We start from the raw sequence: 18,392 nt of genomic DNA, 5'->3' as shown, positions 1-18,392 counted from the left end.
CGGTAGACCACCCGGTCGCAGGCCGTCTGCCGGTGACCAGACGTCCCCGGCAGTCAGCACGACACCTTCCGAGCGGCAATCAGGTAGCCGGTCCCCATGCGCCCGCGCAGTCCTCGGCTGACGGTGCGCTCAGGGTGGTCGCGCCAACGTCGGCTGTGGCGGCGTACGAGCTTGTCGAGCGGTGGGACGGTCGACGTGATGTCGAATGCGACAACGTCGTACGGCGTGAGACCGGCTGCTCGCATGAGCCGGGCGAGGCGGCCGCGGCGTACGGCGTGGATGCCCGAGCGGCGGGCGCCGTGTCGCCGATTCGGCTGTATGCCGAGCAGACCTTCGATGCGGCCAGCAAGACGTCGAGCCGGCCAGTAGATGCACCACTCGAACAGGCGGTAGGGGCTCGCTGGGTTGAGCATGGTGGCCACGACCAGGCCACCGGGACGGACTATCCGCGAGACCTCCGGCAATGCCTTGGCAATGTCGACGTACTCGAGTACGCCGAGCGCAAGGGCGACGTCGAAGCTGCTGTCGTCGAACGGCAGGTCTTCGATCCGGCTCACCGACAGGCACACCTCCGGGTCGGCCGTTGTCAGCCGGCCGGCCGCCGCATCGATCATGGCAGGCGACCGGTCGCAGGCGGTGATGCGGAAATCGCCCGGCCGAGTGTCGAGGAGGTGTCGCACAAACATCCCTGGGCCGGAGCCGATGTCCACCAGATCGCCCTGCGATCCGAGGATGGCTTCGTCGACAGCGTGCCGTCGAGACCGGTTGAACCGGGCAACCGATCCCCAGCCCTCGTACGCATCCCCATACCTCGAGGCGGACGCTGGTGTGCGGTACTGCGCGTGGGTCGCTTGGTCTCTGAGCTGACGGCGAAGCTGGCGTCGGCGCGGCCCTAAGGTTGCCGTGTCGACGCCGACGTCACCGGCGCTCGAAGGTCGTGGATTGCGCACAAGGCCCCCCGGCTCGCGCTCTGAGTGGCGTCAGTCGCCACCCACGAAATACTAAGATAGATAGTAGTTAAAGCGCGCCTAGGTCTTCGTGTCAACGAACCGTCGCCACCCGTGGGCATCCCGCCTGAATGGGACAACCGGGCAAGCCCCCTGCTCCGTCGTCGCCAGGTGTTGCGTTCATCGTGGTAGACAGGACGTCGGAATGAACCAGTGGTCGTTGGAGCGGATCAACGCCTTCGCCGAGGCGACGTCGTGGCTGCGCGGTGGCGGGCAGGCATCTGTCGGGTACGGCGTGGGCTTGTGCGCGGGTCTGCTGCTGGGCAGTTGGTGGATCGGCCGGCGCAGCGAAGAGTCGCGGGTCGCTGGAACCATCACCGCCGGTGGCCCCACGCTGCTCCTGCTGCCCGCGAACCGGGCGATCGTGCATGCAGCCGCGCTTATCCGGCTGCTTGCAGCCTCGCTGGACGGAGACGTGCGCCAGCTCGGAGCAGAACGCCGACCACTGACACACCTTGTCGGCGCCACGGCTGGTGCCCGGCTACGGCCTATCGGCGTGACCGCGGGTCGGCCGCGACTGTCATGAACCGGCTGATCGACTGGCTCCTTGGGCTGCACGGGCTGCCTGTGTACGGGCTGGTTGGGTTGCTTGTGTTCGCCGAAGATGCGCTGTTCGTCGGCTTCGTGCTGCCCGGGGAGACCGCCGCCGTGGTGGGTGGCGTCGCTGCCAGCCGCGGGCACGCATCGCTGGCGGTGATGCTGGTCGTCGTGGTCGGGGCGGCGATTGTGGGCGACACGGTCGGGTACGAGATCGGGCGTCTGCTGGGTCCTCGGATCTTGCGCACCAGAGTCCTGGAGAAGCGGGGCGATCGCATCGACTCCGCGCGCGAGCTGCTCGCACGCCGCGGCGGGGTCGCGGTGTTCCTGGGCCGGTTCGTCGCGTTCTTCCGCGCCATCATGCCCGCGCTCGCCGGGACCGCAGGCATGCGCTACCCGAAATTCCTTGCCTTCAATGCCGCCGGCGGACTCGTTTGGGGCAGCGCGGTCGTGCTCCTCGGCTACCTCGCCGGCAACTCCTACGGCACCATCGAAAAGACCTTCGGTCGCGCGACCGCGCTGATTGTCCTGACCGTCGCCATCGCCGGGGTTGTCATCTGGCGACTCCGCCGTCGCCGCACCAACCGCCGAACACACCGCTCCGACCAGCGCCCGTGACCGCCGCCGATCCACAAACCTGCGGCTGCCGCCCCGCCGTGCGATGTGGGTTAGTGGGGGCTGACTACTACGGCGAGGAGGCCGGGGCCTACGTGGGCGCCTATGACGGCGCCTACTTCGCGGAGGACTATTTCTTCGGCTTTGGGGATGCGGTTGGCTAGGTCGTCGGCCAGGGATTGGGCCTTCTCCAGGCTCGACAGGTGGTGGACGGCCAGTTGGACGGGGGTGTCGCCGGCGCGTTGGACGGCGATGTCGGCCAGGCGGGCGATGGCGCGGCTGGAGGTTCGGACCTTTTCCAGGGGGACGATCCGGCCGCCGCTGATCGTGAGCAGTGGTTTGACGGCGAGCGCCGTACCGAAGAGGGCTTGGGCGGCGCCGATGCGGCCGCCGCGGCGGAGGTACTCGAGGGTGTCGACGTAGAAGTACGCCGAGGTGAACTTCATCGTGGCGCGCGCCGCCGCCTCGACCGCAGCAGCGTCCTGCCCGGCGGAGGCTGCGGCGGCCGCGGCGAGGACCGGGAAGCCGAGGCCCATGCCGAGCGAGCGGGAGTCGACGACCCTGACCGGGATCGGCGACTCCTTGGCCCCGATCATCGCGGCCTCGAAAGTGCCGGACATGTCGCCCGACAGGTGGATCGACACCACTGCCTCGGCGCCGTCGGCAGCGCAGGCGGCGTACGTGTCGGCGAAGGTCTGCGGCGCGGGCCGGCTGGTCGAGACGGGCGTGAAGGTCTTGAGCGCCTCCGCGACCGCGTCGGCCGACGTCGCGCCGTCGTCGTACGACGTGCCGCCGATCACGACCTGGAGCGGTACGACGGTCAGCGGGTGGCGGAGCACCTCGTGCGTGGACAGGCCGGCCGTGGAGTCGGTGACGACATGCACGCGGGCTGACATGCAGCGAGGTTACCGGACAGTTAACGTCCTAGCGCAGTGTCAAAGTCCACAAGCCCAGTGCCAAACTCCACAGATGAGGGAGACAGAGGCAGAAGTCACGGAGCTGCAGCGGCTGTTGGAGGCGGCGTACGCGCGGTCGACCCAGCATCTGCGGAACATCATCACGGATCCGCGCCGGCTGGATGCCGAGGACCTCGTGCGGGTCCTGACCGGGATGTGCACGCTGAACCTCGCCACGGTGACGGCGCGGGGTGAGCCCCGGATCAGTGCGGTGGACGGACACTTCCTGCACGGCCGGTGGGTGTTCACGACTTCAGGGTCGGCGGCGAAGGCGCGGCAGCTGAAGAAGCGGCCGGCGGCGAGCATCTCGTACGTCGACGGCGAGCGGATCGGGGTGTTCAGCCATGGAAACGTCGAGTTCCTGACTCCGGAGCACCGGGACTTCGTGGAGATCGAGGAGCACCTCACCAACCACTACGGCAGTTCACCGTCGAGCTGGGGTGACGACATCGTGTACTGCCGCCTGCAGCCCCACTGGATGGTCGGCTACGCCTTCGACAAAGCGGCGATCCTCAAAGACAACTGAAACCCCGCCGCGCGAACCCGAACGGCAGCGAGGTGAAGGCCACCCCTCCGAAGCCTTCACCTCGCTTGGGACTTATGCCGGGCTGGTGGCGTCCCCACGTGCGCCATCAGCCCGGCTTGTCCTGCTGACTCCCCCTGGTTGTCAGCTGAAGTTGATGGAGCCTCGACGAGCTACTCCCCGTATCCGGACCACACGGGTCCGGCCTGACCGCGAGCTCGTCGAGGTTCCGGGAGGCCCCAGCGGCCGGCCGGACGACGGGTGACCAAACCCGTCGGTTGTCCGTGCCAACCGGGTCGTGACACTCGTCCCCTGTGTCGTGTGCCTGACCCGCTGCTGGGACCCCGCCCCGAAAGCGGTGCCCTGACGGTGCACTGCGTCCGGTACAGGCAGGACAGATCCACACTCGACAGCACCCCGGAGCTCTCGGCAGCCGCTCGGCGCCCCCACCAACCAGCCGCCGGATGCCCTCCGCGTCGCCTTCGCCGCGCTCCTCGGCAGTCCGGCGGTGCCCCATGGCCTCTTCATGATTCACCACCCCTTCGCTGCCGCCGCCCGGTGTCGGACTCTGCTTCGTGGAACCTGCCCTACGGCTGTAATTCTTGGTCCGGCAGCCATGTCAGGACGAGGCAGATCAACCGGCAGTTACCCGGCAGCTTCCGCCGATCGGCGTCATAAAAGCGCAACAGCTCAAGACAGCGCAGCGAGTACGTCGTTGGCCAGCCGCTGCACCGCAGCCGCCGGATCCGGCTCGGGCCACCCGTCCGCGACCGAAGCGCTCTCACACGACTCCTGCAGCACCGCCCACGCCGTCGGCAACATCGGCGGGTCCATCGACCGCTGCCACGCCAGCAACTGCCCGCACAGCGCGTCTCCCGCCTCCGAGCGACCCAGCGCGTGCAGCACCGCCACAGCCTCCGGCAGTACTTCGAGCAGGTACACGACCCGCCCTTCGAGCAGCAGCCGGTTCACGGCGTCCCGGATCGACACCCGCGCCTGCTCGACCTCACCCGCGGCACGCGCCAGCCGGGACCGGTACAGCATCACCAGATAGTCGAAGTACCCGCGGTGTCCGCGGATGTCGGCGTCGGCCTGATCAAGCAGAGCCCGCGCCTCCTCGTACCGGCCGTCGTGGAACTCGACCATCGCCAGACACCCGGCCACCTTGGTCCGCTCCGGATCGTCCGACGCCTGGCTGTCGCGAGCGAGCACTGCCCAGTGACGTGCTTCGGGCAGGTTCCCCAACTCGAGGTCGACCCGGCTGAGCGCCATATACGCGATCTCGTCCGGGTAGACGCCCGGATTGACCAGTGCGGCCTCCCACGCGAGCAGAAGCTCCTTGGCCTCCTCCAGACGACCCCACCGCAGCAAGGCCAGCCCACAGGTCGCCTGCACGGTCGCGGACCGCTGTACGTCGCCATGCTTGCGAGCGTCATCCACCAGCGCCGGGATCTCGGCCAGGCTCTGGGTATCGAGCAGGTGCGAACCGGACGACACCCACCCGCCGCGAGCGACCAGCCCCATCTCGGTCTCACCCGGGATCAGTGTGCGCGCTTCCTCGTAGTGCCGGCGCGCTCCACGGATGTCACCTGTCAGGCTGGACAGCCGGCCCGCGATAGCAAGTAGGCGCCCGCTGACCTCTTTGTCGGACACCTGAGAAGCGCATAGCGTCGCCCACCGGATCCCGCTCTCGGCCACACTCGCCTGGTACTGCCATGCGATCCGGAAGCCGAGCACGATCCGGGCAGCCGCGTCCCACTCCCCCAGCTCGCCTGCCCGCTCCAAGGCCACCTCGAAGAGCGCAGAGTTCGCATGTGCCGCCCGGTACTGCCGGTCGCGGTCCGGCGACGACCACGCGCCCTCCAGCCCCGCGACGTACGTCGAACACCACGCGACCGCCCGGTCCCGGAACTCGACCAGATCACCGCCCTGCGACGACAGACCTGCGTACGCGTGCTCCCGGATCGTCTCCAGCAGCTTGTACCGCGAGCCGTACAACTGCTCGAACTCGAGCACCGGCTGCAGCAACGACTTCTCCACCAGCTCGGCCAGCAGCATCGGTACGTCGAGACCGTCGATCGGATCGCCCGTGCATACCCCGGCCACCGCCTCGAGCGTGAACGGCGAACCGAGCACCGAGCACCGGTACAGCAGCTGCCGCGCCGCATCGGAGAGCGCGTCGACGCTCCAGGCGATCGTGTCGGCCAGCGTCCGCTGATGGGGTGCGCCGAACCGCCGCGGCCCCGACAGCAACCGGAACCGGTCGTCCAGGGCCGCCAGGATCGTCTCCACCGACAGCGACCCAGCCCGCGCAGCCGCCAACTCAAGCGCCAATGGCAGGCCGTCCAACCGCCGGCACAGCCGCGCCACGGTCGGAGCGTTGGCAGGCGTCAGCACGAAGTCCGGCCTGACCCGCGCCACCCGGCGGCAGAACATCTCGACGGCCGGTGACGCCGCGATCTCCTCGAAGTTCTCGTCGTTCGCCGGTACGCCGAGCACCTGCACCCGACGTACGACTTCATCCGGCAGGCCCAGCGGGATGCGTGACGTCACCAGCACGCCGACGCCCGGGAAGCTGCGGACCATCCGGTTGGCGACTGTTGCGACGCCGTCGAGCACGTGCTCGGCGTTGTCCTCGACGATGACCAGATCACCCGGCTTGCGACCGGACAGCACGTCGTCCAGGTCCGACGTACCTGGGGCTGTGCCGAAGGCGTCGAGGATGGCCGACGGTACGGCGGCATCGCGCTGGACGGTCGTGAGGTCGACGACCACGACGGTTGTCTCCGCACCGGAGAAGCGGTCGGCCGCGGCCAGTGCGAGCTCGGTCTTGCCGACGCCGCCGGGGCCGACGAGCGTGACGAGCCGGTTCTGCCGCAGCAGCGACTCCAGCTCCAACAGCTCCTGCTCACGGCCGACGAGTCCGTCCGGGATCGGCCGGGTGCCACGCCAGCGCAGACCGGTTGGGGCGGCGTCGGCAACCGAAACGACGGGCGGCTGTACGACGCGACGCGCAGTACCGTGACCGGCCGCGGCGAGGAACTGCGACGTGTCCTGCAGACCCAGCGCAGACGCCAGCAGCCGGACCGAATCCTTGCGCGGCCGCGCGACCCGGCCGGCCTCGATCTCGCGGATCGAGCGCACACTCAGCCCGGCGCGGTCGGCCAGCTCCTCCTGGGACAATCCGGCCTGGACCCTGAGGTCGAGCAACAGATCGGCGAAACCCCGCCGACCGCCAGCCCGGCCATCCGTGTCCGACACAGCATGTCACCCCTCTGGAGGCCCCACGTTCCTGTCACAACATAGCGTGACCAGGGCTTGTGTGGCGGGGTCGACCGGCGTGCGGGATGCGGCCTGGGTCACAGAACTTGTTGACCGAAGCAACGAAAATGCGCCTGAAGGGAATAGCTGCGGGATCAGAAATACGTGTTTCAAGCAGTTGCGCGAACCGGGTGGGATTCATTTTCGGCGGTATACAAAGAAAGGATGCCGGACCAGTCGTCGAGACGCGCGCTGGTGTCGGCGCGACCCGCATCGGCATTCAGCAAGCTGCCGTCACAAACCCCTCGGGTCGCGCGGACCAGCAGCTCAACGGTGACGTCGCGCAGGGTGTCCAGGGCTGCCATGCTGCAATTCAAGCGGAGTCGTGTTTCGCAAACGTAACGCCATCCGCAACATCACGATAAGTCACGAAAATACGTCCGCCGGGAGTTACCGGGTAGTCCACTAACCGGCCAGGAACGACAGCCGAACATGCCGGTCGGGATTGTCGCGATTGGTGTCGACGAGGCAGATCGATTGCCACGTGCCGAGCGTCAGCCGGCCGGCGAGCACCGGAACGGTCGCGTACGGCGGGATCAGCGCGGGCAGCACGTGATCGCGGCCGTGTCCGGGCGAGCCGTGCCGGTGCCGCCAGCCGAAGTCCCGCGGCAGCAGGTCCTCGAGCACGGCCAGCAGATCGCTGTCGCTGCCCGCGCCGGTCTCCAGGATCGCGACGCCGGCGGTCGCGTGCGGGACGAAGACGTGCAGCAGTCCGTCGCCGCGCCCCGAAACGAACTGTTCACACCGGCTCGTGAGGTCCATGACGACCTCACGAGCACCGGTGTGAACATCGAGTACGACGGAATCCATCAAGCGTCCATCAGGCCGGGACGATGTTGACCAGCTTCGGCGCCCGCACGATCACCTTGCGGGTACCGCGACCGTCCAGCGCCTTCTGCACGGCGTCGGAGTCCAGCGCCAGCTTCTCCAGGTCGGCGTCGGAGATGTCCGGCGCGACCTCCAGCCGGTCCTTCACCTTGCCGGCGACCTGGACCACGCAGGTGACGGTGTCCTGGACCAGCAGCGCCGGGTCGACCTTCGGCCAGCCGGCCTTGGCGACGGTCGGCTCGTGGCCCAGCTCGGCCCACATGTCCTCGGCCGTGTACGGCGCGACCAGGCTCAGCAGGATCGACACCGTCTCGACCGCCTCGCGGACCGCCGGGTCGGCCGCACCCGGACCGGAGTCGATCGCCTTCCGGGTGGCGTTCACCAGCTCCATGATCCGGGCCACCATCACGTTGAACCGGTGCGAGTCGATCAGCTCGCTCGCGTCGGCCACCGTGCGGTGGGTCAGCTTGCGCAGCTCGATGTCGCCGGTCGACGGGTCCGAGCCCAGCGGCGCCTCGACCGCAGCAGCCAGCCGCCAGGCCCGTTGCAGGAACTTCAGCGAACCGCCCGGGGACATGTCCGCCCAGTCGATGTCGTCCGACGGCGGGCCGGCGAAGACCATGGTCAGCCGGACCGCGTCCACGCCGTACTCGTCGATCATGTCGCCCAGGTTCACGCCGTTGCCCAGGGACTTGCTCATCGCCTTGCCCTTGTTGATCACCTGGCCCTGGTTCAGCAGCCGAGTGAAGGGCTCGACGACGTTCAGCAGACCCATGTCGTGCAGCGCCTTGACGAAGAAGCGCGCGTACAGGAGATGCAGTACCGCGTGCTCCTTGCCGCCGACGTACTGGTAGACCGACATCCAGCGGTCCGCCGCCTCCTGGTCGAAGGCGCCGTCGGTGTACTGCGGGGACAGGTAGCGCAGGAAGTACCAGGACGAGTCGACGAACGTGTCCATCGTGTCCGTGTCCCGCTCGGCCTTGCCGCCGCACTTCGGGCAGTCGACCTCGACCCACTCGCGGTCCGCGGCCAGCGGCGAGACGCCCTTCGGCTGCAGATCCGCACCGCGCAGGTCGGGCAGCTCCATCGGCAGCCGGTCGTCCGGGACCGGCACCTCGCCGCACGACGGGCAGTGGATGATCGGGATCGGGCAGCCCCAGTACCGCTGGCGGCTCAGCAGCCAGTCGCGCAGGCGGTAGTTGATCGTCCGCTCGCCCAGGCCCTTGCTGTCCAGCCAGTCGATGATCCGGGACTTCGCGTCGGCGATGTCCAGCCCGTCCAGGCTGATCTCGTCGTTCGCGCTGTTGATCGCGGCGCCCTCACCGGTGTACGCCTTGCCGTCGAAATCGGCGGGCGGCTGCACGGTGCGGACGATCGGCAGGCCGAACTTCTCCGCGAACTCCCAGTCGCGGGTGTCCTGGCCGGGCACGGCCATGATCGCGCCCGTGCCGTAGTCGGCCAGCACGTAGTCGGCGGCCCAGATCGGGATCCGCTGTCCGGTCACCGGGTTGATCGCGTACGAGCCCAGGAAGACACCGGTCTTCTCGCGCTCGGTGCTCTGCCGCTCGATCTCGGTCGTCGCCTTGACCTTGGTCAGGTACTCGTCGAAGGCAGCCTGCTGCTCCGGCGTGACCAGCTCGGCGGCCAGCTTGGCATCCGGCGCGACCACCATGAACGTGGCGCCGAACAGCGTGTCCGGACGGGTGGTGAAGACCTTGATCGGCTCGTCGCGGCCTTCGACCTCGAAGTTCGCGAAAGCGCCCTCGGACCGGCCGATCCAGTTGCGCTGCATCAGCAGGATCTCTTCCGGCCACTGCAGCAGCTCCATGTCGTCCAGCAGCCGCTGGGCGTACTCCGTGGTCTTGAAGTACCACTGGGTCAGCTCGCGCTTGGTCACCTCGTGACCGCAGCGCTCACAGCGTCCCTGGATGACCTGCTCGTTCGCCAGCACGGTCTGGTCGTGCGGGCACCAGTTGACGTACGACGCCTTGCGGTAGGCCAGACCACGCTCGTACAGCCGCAGGAACAGCCACTGGGTCCAGCGGTAGTACTCCGGGTCCGACGTGTGCAGCCGACGGGACCAGTCGAAGCTGATGGCGTAGCGCCGGATCGACTCGGCCTGCGTCTCGATGTTGGCGTAGGTGAACGTCGCCGGGTGCTCGTTGCGCTTGATCGCGGCGTTCTCGGCCGGCAGGCCGAAGGAGTCCCAGCCGATCGGGTTCAGCACGTCGTACCCCTGCTGGAACCAGTAGCGGGCCAGCACGTCGTGCAGCGCGAACACCTCGGCGTGGCCCATGTGCAGGTCGCCGGACGGGTAGGAGAACATCGTGAGGGCATAGCGCCGCTCGGCCGAGCCGTCGTCCTTCGCCTTGAACGGGTCCAGCTTCTCCCACACCGGACGCCACTTGGCCTGCATGGCGTTGAAGTCGTAGCCACCCCGGTCGATCGGAGTGTCCTCCACCTGCTCGCTCACGGTCCTACTCCATACTTCGTGTGTTTTGTTGAGCCTTAATGTGCCAGACGGCACCCGAGACATAAAAAAGCCCCTCACGCAGGAGGGGATGCCGTACTGACCGCGCCAGTACGGCTAACTAAGGAGCAGGCTCACTCGCATGGTGCCAGGATAGCACTGAGGGGCCGACTGCCCGATCAGATGAATTCGGTGCCGCCGGTGCGGCGGTGGTCGCCAGGAGTGCGGCCGTAGTGGCGGCGGAACGCGGTGGAGAACGGGCGTACGTCGGAGTAGCCGCAGGCACGCGCTACTTCGGTCACGGTGACCGCGGGGTCGAGCAAGAGCTGGGCGGCCAGTTCGAGGCGCAGGCGGCGCAGAGTGGACATGATCGAGGCGCCGGTCTGTTGCTGGAAGAGGCGCTCCGCGTGGCGCTCGGAGAGATGTGCGGCCGCGGCGACGTCCCTGACGGTAATAGGCCGGGACAGGTTGTCGCGCAGGTGACGCTGCATCGCCTCCACCACCATGTGGCCACGGTCGCGGCGGACGGGTTCCACAGCTAGGTCGTCGTCCAGCGCGAATGCTCGGGCCGTCTCCATCACCAGAGTGGCTCCCAGCGATGCCAGGACGGTGCTGTAGCCGGAGACCGGTGCAGCAGCCTCGGCGGACAGCGCACTGATCAGTTCCGGCAGTGAGCCAACGCGGTCCGACATCACTGGACCGTCTGCGCGGGTCAGGCCTGACCACCAGCCGGGCTCCAACGATCCCGGGCGGAAGGTGAACCCCCAGAAGGCGATGCCCAGCGGGGACGAGCGCGACGACTCGATCTCGTGCACGTCGCCGGGACGGGCCAGGAACACCGAGCCCGGCGTGACGTCGTACAAGACAGAGCCGGAGTTGAAGCGACCCTCACCGGAGTACGCGAGACAGACCTCGTGGAAGGAGTGGGTGTGCCAGTAGTTGCGCCAGTACTCCGGCCGGTAGTGACCCCAGCTGAGGAAGTCCGCGTGGAAGCCGTCGACCTCGCAGGACTCCAGTAGTCCCGCGAGGTCGACGAACCGATCCGCCGCTGCGACGGACGCAAGACTCAAACAGCGCTCCTGCCGGTCGGGTCGACTCCTCGCAGCATCATGCCCTGACCGAGCGACCAGTCGTGGGTCTTGACCATCGGCGGGTCCGCCGGGTCGCGGTACTGGATCAGCCAGGTGGTCCGCGCCTCGTCGCTGACGTTCACCCCGGACCCGTGCACGGTCAGATAGGTGAAGAACAGTACGTCGCCCGCCTCGGCCGGCTGCGGCGTCGCCTCCTCGAAGGCCGGCTCAAGAAGGTGGTACGACCCTTCCGCCTCGTGCTCCCGCGGACCGGACTTGTGGCTGCCGGGAATCACCCGCACGCAGCCCTTCTCGACCGGTGCGTCGTCGAAGTGGAAGATCGCCGCCCCGACCCGGTGGTGCGTGTGCGGGAAGAACGGGTGGTCCTGGTGCAGCGGGAACGGCGAACCGTTCTCCGGCGGCTTCACGAACAGCTTGGTGTGGTGCAGCTGCACGTTGTCCACACCCATCACCGCAGCGGCCACGTCGGTGAACCGCGGATCCACGAGCAGCTTCGAGAACGCCGCGTCGTAGAACTGCGCGTCGTGCAGGTGCTGCAGTTTCGTCGGCGCCTCGGTCATTCCCCGGGCCGCTCCCCAGGTGGGGTCGTCGGACCGGTTCAGCTGCGCCAGCAGGTCGTGGCTGCGCTGCCGGTAGTACGCCGCTTCTTCCTTGCTGAGCAGGCCTTTCACCAGTACGAAGCCTTGCTCGGCGTACTGCCGTGCCGTGGTCGACAGGTCGGGCCTGTCAGAAGTGATCGTCATCTCGAAGTTCCTCCTGATCGGGTACTTCGAGCCTACGAACGGCGGCGTCCGGACGGGAGGACCCGCCCGGACGCCGATGTTCGTCAAACGGACATGCAGCCGCCGGCCGGCTTACTCTCCGGCCGCGTCCTCCTCGACCGGTACGGCGATCGGCCGCAGCCGGGCCCAGAGGACGAACAGGGCGGTGAACACGAGCATCGCGATGCCGCCCCAGAGGTTGATGTTGATACCGGCGGCCTTGTCGATCTCCTGCTGCTTCTCGACGATGCCGAGGATCGTCAGCACCACTCCGTAGATGCCGATCAGGGCCGCGATCACGATCCGGATGTCGAAGGCACCGGCCTTCTTCTTGTCTGCCATCTCGAACCCTCCCTCAGGCGAAGATGATGTTGAGAATGATGGTCAGCGTGAGTGAGATCCCGGCAAGCAGGACCGGCTTGCGGTACCAGCCGCCGTCGCCCGCGACCGCCACCTCGGTGCGCTGTTCCTTCGGTGTCAGCGAGTACACCAGGCCGACCAGCTCGGCGTCCCGCTTCGGTATCGTCACCAGGCTGGCCACCACACTGATCACGACGTCGACCACGAAGGCCGCACCCGCGCCGACGAAGCTGGCGCCCTGGCCCGGCAGGTTGATCACGCCGTTCTCGGACAGGACGAAGACCAGGATCGCGGTCCCGGTACCGGTGACCAGGCCGATCCAGCCGGCCGTCGCGGTCATCCGCTTCCAGAACATACCGAGGATGAACGTGGCGAACAGCGGCGCGTTGAAGAACGAGAACAGCTGCTGCAGGTAGTCCATCAGGTTGCTGTAGCCGGACGCGATCGCGGCCGTTCCGATCGCGACCAGCGTGCCGGCCACCGTCACGATCCGGCCGGTCTGCAGGTAGAACTCGTCGGGCCGGTCCTTGATCAGGTAGCGCTCGATGATGTCGTACGACATGACCGTGTTGAACGAGCTCAGGTTCGCCGCCATACCGGCCATGAACGAGGCCAGCAGACCGGTGATGGCCAGGCCGAGCATGCCGTTCGGCAGCAGGTCGCGCATCAGCAGCAGCAACGCGTCGTTGTAGTCGACCTGGCCGCTGCCGTTCGCCTTGAACTGGGCCAGCTCGGGCACGACCACCGCGGCGATGATGCCGGGGATGATCACGATGAACGGGATGAACATCTTCGGGAACGAGCCGATGATCGGAGTACGCCGGGCGGCCGACATGTTCTTCGAGGCCAGCGCGCGCTGGACCTCGGTGAAGTTCGTCGTCCAGTAGCCGAAGGAGAGCACGAAGCCGAGGCCGAAGACGATGCCGATCACGGACAGGAAGCTGTTGTGGAAGCCGCTCAGCGCATTGCCCGGCCACGCGGACATCTGCTCCGGACCACCCGGCGACGCGCTCACCTTGTCGACCAGGCCCTGCCAGCCGCCGACCTTGTGCAGGCCGACCAGCGTCAACGGCAGCAGCGCGGCGACGATCACGAAGAACTGCAGCACCTCGTTGTAGATCGCCGCGGACAGGCCGCCGAGGGTGATGTAGCTCAGAACGATGGCCGCGGCAACGATCACCGACACCCAGATCGGCCAGCCGAGCAGCACGTTCACGATGGTGGCCAGCAGGAACAGGTTCACGCCCGCGATCAGCACCTGCGCCAGGGCGAAGCTGATCGCGTTCACCAGGTGTGCCGGTTTGCCGAACCGGCGCAGCATGAACTCCGGCACGCTGCGGACCTTCGAGCCGTAATAGAACGGCATCATCACGACGCCGAGGAACAGCATCGCCGGGACCGCGCCGATCCAGAAGTAGTGCACGGTCGGGATGCCGTACTGCGCACCGTTGGCCGACATGCCCATGATCTCGATCGCGCCCAGGTTGGCCGAGATGAAGGCCAGACCCGTGACCCAGGCCGGCAGCGAGCGGCCGGACAGGAAGAAGTCCAGGCTGCTCGAGACCGCGCGTCTGGCCAGGTACCCGATGCCGAGCACGAAGACGAAGTACAAGGCGATGATGATGTAGTCGATCGCCGTGGCATCCAGTCTCAGGATGGATTGTTGCGGAAGCATCGCCCCTCCGGATCGTCGCGTGTGACGCATCGTGGTGTTACCGGTGGGGAACGTTACTCCTCCTTTCAACCATCCGGGCCGCGACACCGCGCCCGACGGTTCTCCACCCGGATCTCCACCCTTGGTCGGTCCTCTGGAGAGACCAGACAGCCCTACCGTCCGTGACATGAGCTTCGGAACGTTACCCAACGCACTCGTGGTCGTCGCCGTCGTCGTCGTGGTCCTCGCCCGGCGGATGTCCTGGTCCGAGCTGGAGAATTCCGACACCGACGTCTGGCGCGGGCCGCTGATCCTGATGGCGGCCGGGGTCTACCAGTTGTACGACCGGCACACCGGCCTCGGCTTTCTCGACGTCGTACTGCTGGTCATCGGCGCCGCCGTCGCCCTGATCGCGGGCACCGCCTCCGGCCGGGTCGCCCAGGTCGAGCGGCGGGCCGGGAAGGTGTTCTTCCGGCTCGGTATGCCCGGGCTCGCCATCATGGTGGCCTATCTGGTCGTCCGGCTCGGGCTGGCAGGAGTCGGGCATCTTCTCGGCGCCTCGATGTCCGGTGGCCCCGCGCTGATGGTCTCGATGGGTGCGAACCTGTTGACTCAGTCTGTGGTCATCCAGAACAAGGCTCGTCGCGAGGCAGAGGAGTACAGCACCCGGTGAATCTGAAAGCGCTGCTGCCGACCCGGCCGCACGGCGAGAGCGGCTGGGTCGGCCGCGTCCTCACCGCCGGCGTCGTGGTCGCCGTGCTGGCGACCGCGCGCCCGGCGGACGCCTGGGTCTGGGTCGTGCTCACCGTGAGCTTCGTCGTCTTCGCCATCGGCTCGGTGCTGATGGCGTCTCGTCCGTACGCCGCCCTCGTGCTGCTGTCCGCGGTCGCTGTCGTCAACGCCCTGATCGCCGGCTACCCGCAGTCGAACTCGCTGGCCCTGGTGCTGGTCGCGATCACGGATATCGCCGTGATCGACTTCGAGCGGCACGGCAATCGACCGATCGTTGCTGCGGGCATCGGTGTCGCGGCGGCGTACGCCGGGTCGGCGTGGTGGTTCGCCCAGCCGGACACCTGGTACTTCACGCAGTTGCTGTGGACCGCCGTACTCGTCGCGTTCGGGCTGAACCGGCGACAGTACGAGGTGCAGGCCCGGCAGACCGAGCAGTTGCTGGAGCAGACCCGGCTGGCGCAGAGCGAGCACGCCCGGGCCGCCGCGCTCGAGGAACGCGGGCGGATCGCGCGTGACCTGCACGACGTACTCGCGCACTCGCTGGGTGCGTTGAGCGTCCAGCTCGAGGTGGCCGAGGCGCTGCTCGACGAGCGCGGAGATACCGAGGGTGCGTTGGAGCGGGTACGCCGGTCACGGCGCCTCGCCGTACAAGGGCTGACGGAGGCGCGGAACGCCGTAGCTGCGCTGCGGGCCGATTCGCTGCCGGACCTGGCGGAGGCGGTTGCGGCGCTGGCCGAACAGCATGAGAACGACCACGGTACGGCGGTCCGGCTGAGCGTGACCGGGACGGTCGCGCGGGCCGATTCCGGGGTGACTGTTGCCTTGCTCAGCGCTGCTCGGGAAGCGCTGACGAATGCGGCTCGACATGCGCCCGGTCAGCCGATCGAGCTGGAGCTCACCTATTCGGACGGTGCGCGCCTGTCCGTGCGGAACAAGGGGGCAACAACCGGCGAAGGATTCGGTCTCGCGGGGATGCGCGAACGGCTGGCCCTGGTCGGTGGGACGCTGACGGCGGGGCCGGACGGGGACGACTGGCTGGTGGTTGCGGAGGTGCCGAATGAGTGATGCGATCCGTGTGGTGGTGGCCGACGACCAGCAGGTCGTGCGTGAAGGTCTGGTGGCGCTGCTCGGGCTGATCGACGGTGTCGACGTCGTCGGCGCTGCCGCGAACGGTCTCGAAGCCGTCGAGCTGGTTGCTGGGGGCAACGTTGACGTGGTGTTGATGGACCTGCGGATGCCGGTCCTCGACGGCACGCAGGCGACGGCGCGGATCACGGCCGACTTCCCGGACGTCGCCGTACTGGTGCTGACGACGTACGCCGATGATGCGTCGATCGCGAACGCCCTGCGTGCCGGAGCGCGCGGCTACCTGACGAAGGACGCCGGCCGTGCCGAGATCGGGGCTGCGCTCCGGTCCACCGCGGCCGGCCAGTCCACGTTCGATCCCGAGGTGTCGAAGCGCTTGATCGCGGGACTTGCGCCCGAGTCGTCCGGCAACGACGGGCTGACCGCGCGCGAGACCGAAGTACTGCGGTTGATCGCGCGCGGACTGAGCAATCCCGAGATCGCCGGGAAGCTGTTCATCAGCGAGGCGACCGTGAAGACGCACATCAACAACACCTTCGCGAAGATCGGCGCCCGCCACCGCGCGGAGGCGGTCCGTTACGCCTATCGCAAAGGAATCGCCTCAGATTCGTAGCTCGGCGACGACGGGGCGGTGGTCGCTTCCTGTGGGCTTCATCACCCAGGCCTTGGTCGGTGTGACGCCGCGCACGAGGATGTGGTCGATCCGCGCCATCGGGAACTTCGACGGCCAGGTGAAGCCGAACCCCGTACCGGCAGCTCCCTGCGCCGAGCGCAGTCCGGATGTCAGCGGGGCGAGGCTGCGATCGTTCGCCGTACCGTTGAAGTCGCCCATCACGATCACACCGGCCAGTTTCTCGTCGGCGATCTGCCGGCCGAGCGCCTTGATCGTGTCGTTGCGCTGATCCGACGTGAAGCCGCTGGTGCCGACCCGCACGGAGGCGAGATGGGCGACGTACACCGCGACCTTTCCCTCCGGCGTGCTGACCTCGGCGCGGAAGGCGCGGGTCCACGCGAACCCGACGTCGACCGACTTGGTCTCCACCAGCGGGTACTTCGACCAGAGGGCGACGGTGTCGCGAGACACCTGGTACGGGTACTTCGTGGCGAATGCGGCCTTGTAGACCTTGAGGTCGGATGGGGTGATCTCCTCCAGCGCCATCACGTCCGCATCGGCGCCGAGCAGGTCGTTCGCGGTCGCCTTCGGGTCCGGGTTGGCGGCGTCGACGTTGTGCGTGAGCACACGCAGGTCGTACGCACCGCCCGAGCCCTTGCCCGGGAGCAGCAGGTCGCCGAACATCACGCCCCACACGAGCGCGGGGACGAGCAGGGCGACGCCCGCGGTCGCGGAACGCCGTACCAGAGCCGCGAGGCCGAGGATCGGCACGGCCAGGCCGACCCACGGCAGGAACGTGTCGAGCAGACTACCGAGGTTGCCGATCGAGTTCGGAACGTAACGATGGAAGATCAGTGTCAGCCCGGACAGGATCGCCAGCGCCGCGATGAACCAGCCGCGACGCCATCTACCGCCCTTCCTGCGTCGGCGCGCGCCGCTGCGCGACGGCGGCGGTTGGCGGGTGGCGACTGCGGTTTGGCGGTCCGGCATGCAGCGATTGTTGCGGACACCGGGGCCGGACCAAAGTCGGTGTGCGGTCGAGTTCGGCGATTTCATCCGTCCGAACGACCGATCCGACCGTTCTGATGAGGAATCCGCAAGAACCCTGGTGCCTCGGAGTGACAGGCCCGACAATGCCCGTATGCCGACAGCGCATCAACTCAGCGAGCCGTTCGTCGTCAAACGCCGCGGGATCGGCACCACGACGACCGCGCTCGCGCTGGGGACCGTGGTGTTCGGGCTGATGGTCGCGCTGACTCTGGTCATCGTCGTGGTGCAGGCGATCCGTGGGGAATCGATCCGGGAGCCGCTGGAAGCTGTGTGGCTGGCCTGGGGCGGTACGCCGCTGATCTTCGCGGTCGGGCTGCCGATCTTGTTGCTGGCGGGCGCGATCACGGCGCTGGAGGAGCGGCGTGAATCCGACGAGGACGACGTACTGCTGACTGTTGACGACTCGGGGATCTATCTCGGTGGGGAGCAGCCTCGGGCGATTCCCTGGGGCCAGATCCGCGGGGTGTGCCGGCTGGAGCGGCACGAGGTCAACGACGAGGGCGACGAGATCTGGGAGCCTCGGCTGGTCGTGATGTTGCTGGACGAGGGGATGCTCCCCCGCAGCACGAAGGCGTGGGGACCGTCGTGCCCGTGGCCCGGCAGCCACGAGCTCCTCGGCAGGCCCCTCCCGTACGACGAACTTGTCACCGCGGTCGCCCAACGCGCGCCACACATCCAGGTAACCAATCGAGGCAGAGTCGCCGACTGACCGCCCCGGATCCGTTGCCTGGAGCAACGGGTGAGGGCCGATCCAGCCGCTCAGGCTCGTTCGTGGGCCTCGTAACTGC

The 18,392-nt window shown here is 67.9% G+C and carries 18 protein-coding genes; 7 read left to right on the top strand and 11 right to left on the bottom strand.

Going from position 1 to position 18,392, the window contains the following annotated elements:
* Window positions 1-53: 53 nt before the first annotated feature.
* Entirely contained in the window at window positions 54-950 is an 897-nt protein-coding gene (locus AB0J62_RS08150; protein ID WP_363865726.1) for a class I SAM-dependent methyltransferase, read from the bottom strand.
* Window positions 951-1,152: 202 nt separating this feature from the next.
* Between AB0J62_RS08150 and AB0J62_RS08145 the strand changes: the two genes are divergently transcribed.
* On the top strand, window positions 1,153-1,533 hold the full coding sequence (locus tag AB0J62_RS08145) for a hypothetical protein (RefSeq protein ID WP_363865724.1): 381 nt from the start codon (window positions 1,153-1,155) through the stop codon (window positions 1,531-1,533).
* Window positions 1,530-2,162, top strand: coding sequence for a DedA family protein (locus tag AB0J62_RS08140; RefSeq protein ID WP_363865722.1), 633 nt, complete (start codon window positions 1,530-1,532; stop codon window positions 2,160-2,162). Before AB0J62_RS08145 ends, AB0J62_RS08140 begins: the two co-directional genes overlap by 4 nt.
* A gap of 50 nt (window positions 2,163-2,212) precedes the next feature.
* Here the strand turns inward: AB0J62_RS08140 and AB0J62_RS08135 are convergent, their stop codons facing one another.
* Window positions 2,213-3,055, bottom strand: a complete 843-nt coding sequence (locus AB0J62_RS08135) for a DegV family protein (protein ID WP_363865720.1) — start codon at window positions 3,053-3,055, stop codon at window positions 2,213-2,215.
* 73 nt (window positions 3,056-3,128) lie between these two features.
* Between AB0J62_RS08135 and AB0J62_RS08130 the strand changes: the two genes are divergently transcribed.
* Window positions 3,129-3,641 carry a pyridoxamine 5'-phosphate oxidase family protein gene (locus tag AB0J62_RS08130; protein WP_363865718.1) on the top strand — a complete coding sequence of 171 codons (513 nt, stop codon included), beginning with the start codon at window positions 3,129-3,131 and terminating at the stop codon, window positions 3,639-3,641.
* A 687-nt stretch (window positions 3,642-4,328) separates the two neighbouring features.
* Here AB0J62_RS08130 and AB0J62_RS08125 read toward each other — a convergent pair.
* The 8 genes from AB0J62_RS08125 to AB0J62_RS08090 form a co-directional block, all read right to left on the bottom strand.
* A complete protein-coding gene (locus AB0J62_RS08125) occupies window positions 4,329-6,899 on the bottom strand; it encodes a helix-turn-helix domain-containing protein (protein ID WP_363865716.1) in 2,571 nt (856 codons plus the stop codon).
* A gap of 170 nt (window positions 6,900-7,069) precedes the next feature.
* Window positions 7,070-7,264, bottom strand: a complete 195-nt coding sequence (locus tag AB0J62_RS08120) for a hypothetical protein (RefSeq protein ID WP_363865714.1) — start codon at window positions 7,262-7,264, stop codon at window positions 7,070-7,072.
* A 100-nt stretch (window positions 7,265-7,364) separates the two neighbouring features.
* Entirely contained in the window at window positions 7,365-7,769 is a 405-nt protein-coding gene (locus tag AB0J62_RS08115) for a YjbQ family protein (protein WP_363865712.1), read from the bottom strand.
* Between the two features lie 10 nt (window positions 7,770-7,779).
* Entirely contained in the window at window positions 7,780-10,260 is a 2,481-nt protein-coding gene (leuS, locus tag AB0J62_RS08110; protein ID WP_363865710.1) for a leucine--tRNA ligase, read from the bottom strand.
* 176 nt (window positions 10,261-10,436) lie between these two features.
* Complete coding sequence (locus AB0J62_RS08105) at window positions 10,437-11,327, bottom strand: AraC family transcriptional regulator (protein WP_363865708.1); 891 nt, start codon at window positions 11,325-11,327, stop codon at window positions 10,437-10,439.
* Window positions 11,324-12,091 (bottom strand): phytanoyl-CoA dioxygenase family protein, encoded by a 768-nt coding sequence (locus tag AB0J62_RS08100; RefSeq protein ID WP_363865706.1) that lies wholly within the window; start codon window positions 12,089-12,091, stop codon window positions 11,324-11,326. Before AB0J62_RS08100 ends, AB0J62_RS08105 begins: the two co-directional genes overlap by 4 nt.
* Window positions 12,092-12,202: 111 nt before the next feature.
* Complete coding sequence (locus AB0J62_RS08095) at window positions 12,203-12,451, bottom strand: hypothetical protein (protein WP_363865704.1); 249 nt, start codon at window positions 12,449-12,451, stop codon at window positions 12,203-12,205.
* A gap of 13 nt (window positions 12,452-12,464) precedes the next feature.
* Window positions 12,465-14,144, bottom strand: coding sequence for a sodium:solute symporter family protein (locus tag AB0J62_RS08090; protein ID WP_363865702.1), 1,680 nt, complete (start codon window positions 14,142-14,144; stop codon window positions 12,465-12,467).
* A 166-nt stretch (window positions 14,145-14,310) separates the two neighbouring features.
* Between AB0J62_RS08090 and AB0J62_RS08085 the strand changes: the two genes are divergently transcribed.
* Genes AB0J62_RS08085 through AB0J62_RS08075 form a run of 3 tightly spaced genes read left to right on the top strand, consistent with a single transcriptional unit; the run spans window position 14,311 to window position 16,554 of the window.
* The gene (locus AB0J62_RS08085) at window positions 14,311-14,796 is read left to right on the top strand and encodes a hypothetical protein (RefSeq protein ID WP_363865700.1); all 486 of its coding nucleotides are present in this window, start codon (window positions 14,311-14,313) and stop codon (window positions 14,794-14,796) included.
* Complete coding sequence (locus tag AB0J62_RS08080; RefSeq protein ID WP_363865698.1) at window positions 14,793-15,920, top strand: histidine kinase; 1,128 nt, start codon at window positions 14,793-14,795, stop codon at window positions 15,918-15,920. The genes AB0J62_RS08085 and AB0J62_RS08080 overlap by 4 nt, the downstream gene beginning before the upstream one ends.
* Window positions 15,913-16,554 carry a response regulator transcription factor gene (locus tag AB0J62_RS08075; protein WP_363865696.1) on the top strand — a complete coding sequence of 214 codons (642 nt, stop codon included), beginning with the start codon at window positions 15,913-15,915 and terminating at the stop codon, window positions 16,552-16,554. The genes AB0J62_RS08080 and AB0J62_RS08075 overlap by 8 nt, the downstream gene beginning before the upstream one ends.
* Here the strand turns inward: AB0J62_RS08075 and AB0J62_RS08070 are convergent.
* Window positions 16,543-17,544, bottom strand: a complete 1,002-nt coding sequence (locus tag AB0J62_RS08070; RefSeq protein ID WP_363865694.1) for an endonuclease/exonuclease/phosphatase family protein — start codon at window positions 17,542-17,544, stop codon at window positions 16,543-16,545. The two genes, AB0J62_RS08075 and AB0J62_RS08070, sit on opposite strands and share 12 nt — an antisense overlap.
* Before the next feature lie 151 nt (window positions 17,545-17,695).
* Here AB0J62_RS08070 and AB0J62_RS08065 point away from each other — a divergent pair, with 151 nt between their 5' ends.
* A complete protein-coding gene (locus AB0J62_RS08065; RefSeq protein WP_363865691.1) occupies window positions 17,696-18,313 on the top strand; it encodes a hypothetical protein in 618 nt (205 codons plus the stop codon).
* Window positions 18,314-18,392: the final 79 nt, after the last annotated feature.

Source organism: Kribbella sp. NPDC049584 (assembly GCF_040675555.1).
In the GTDB taxonomy this organism is placed as follows: Bacteria; Actinomycetota; Actinomycetes; order Propionibacteriales; family Kribbellaceae; genus Kribbella.
This window is presented reverse-complemented; position numbering and strand designations above follow the sequence as displayed.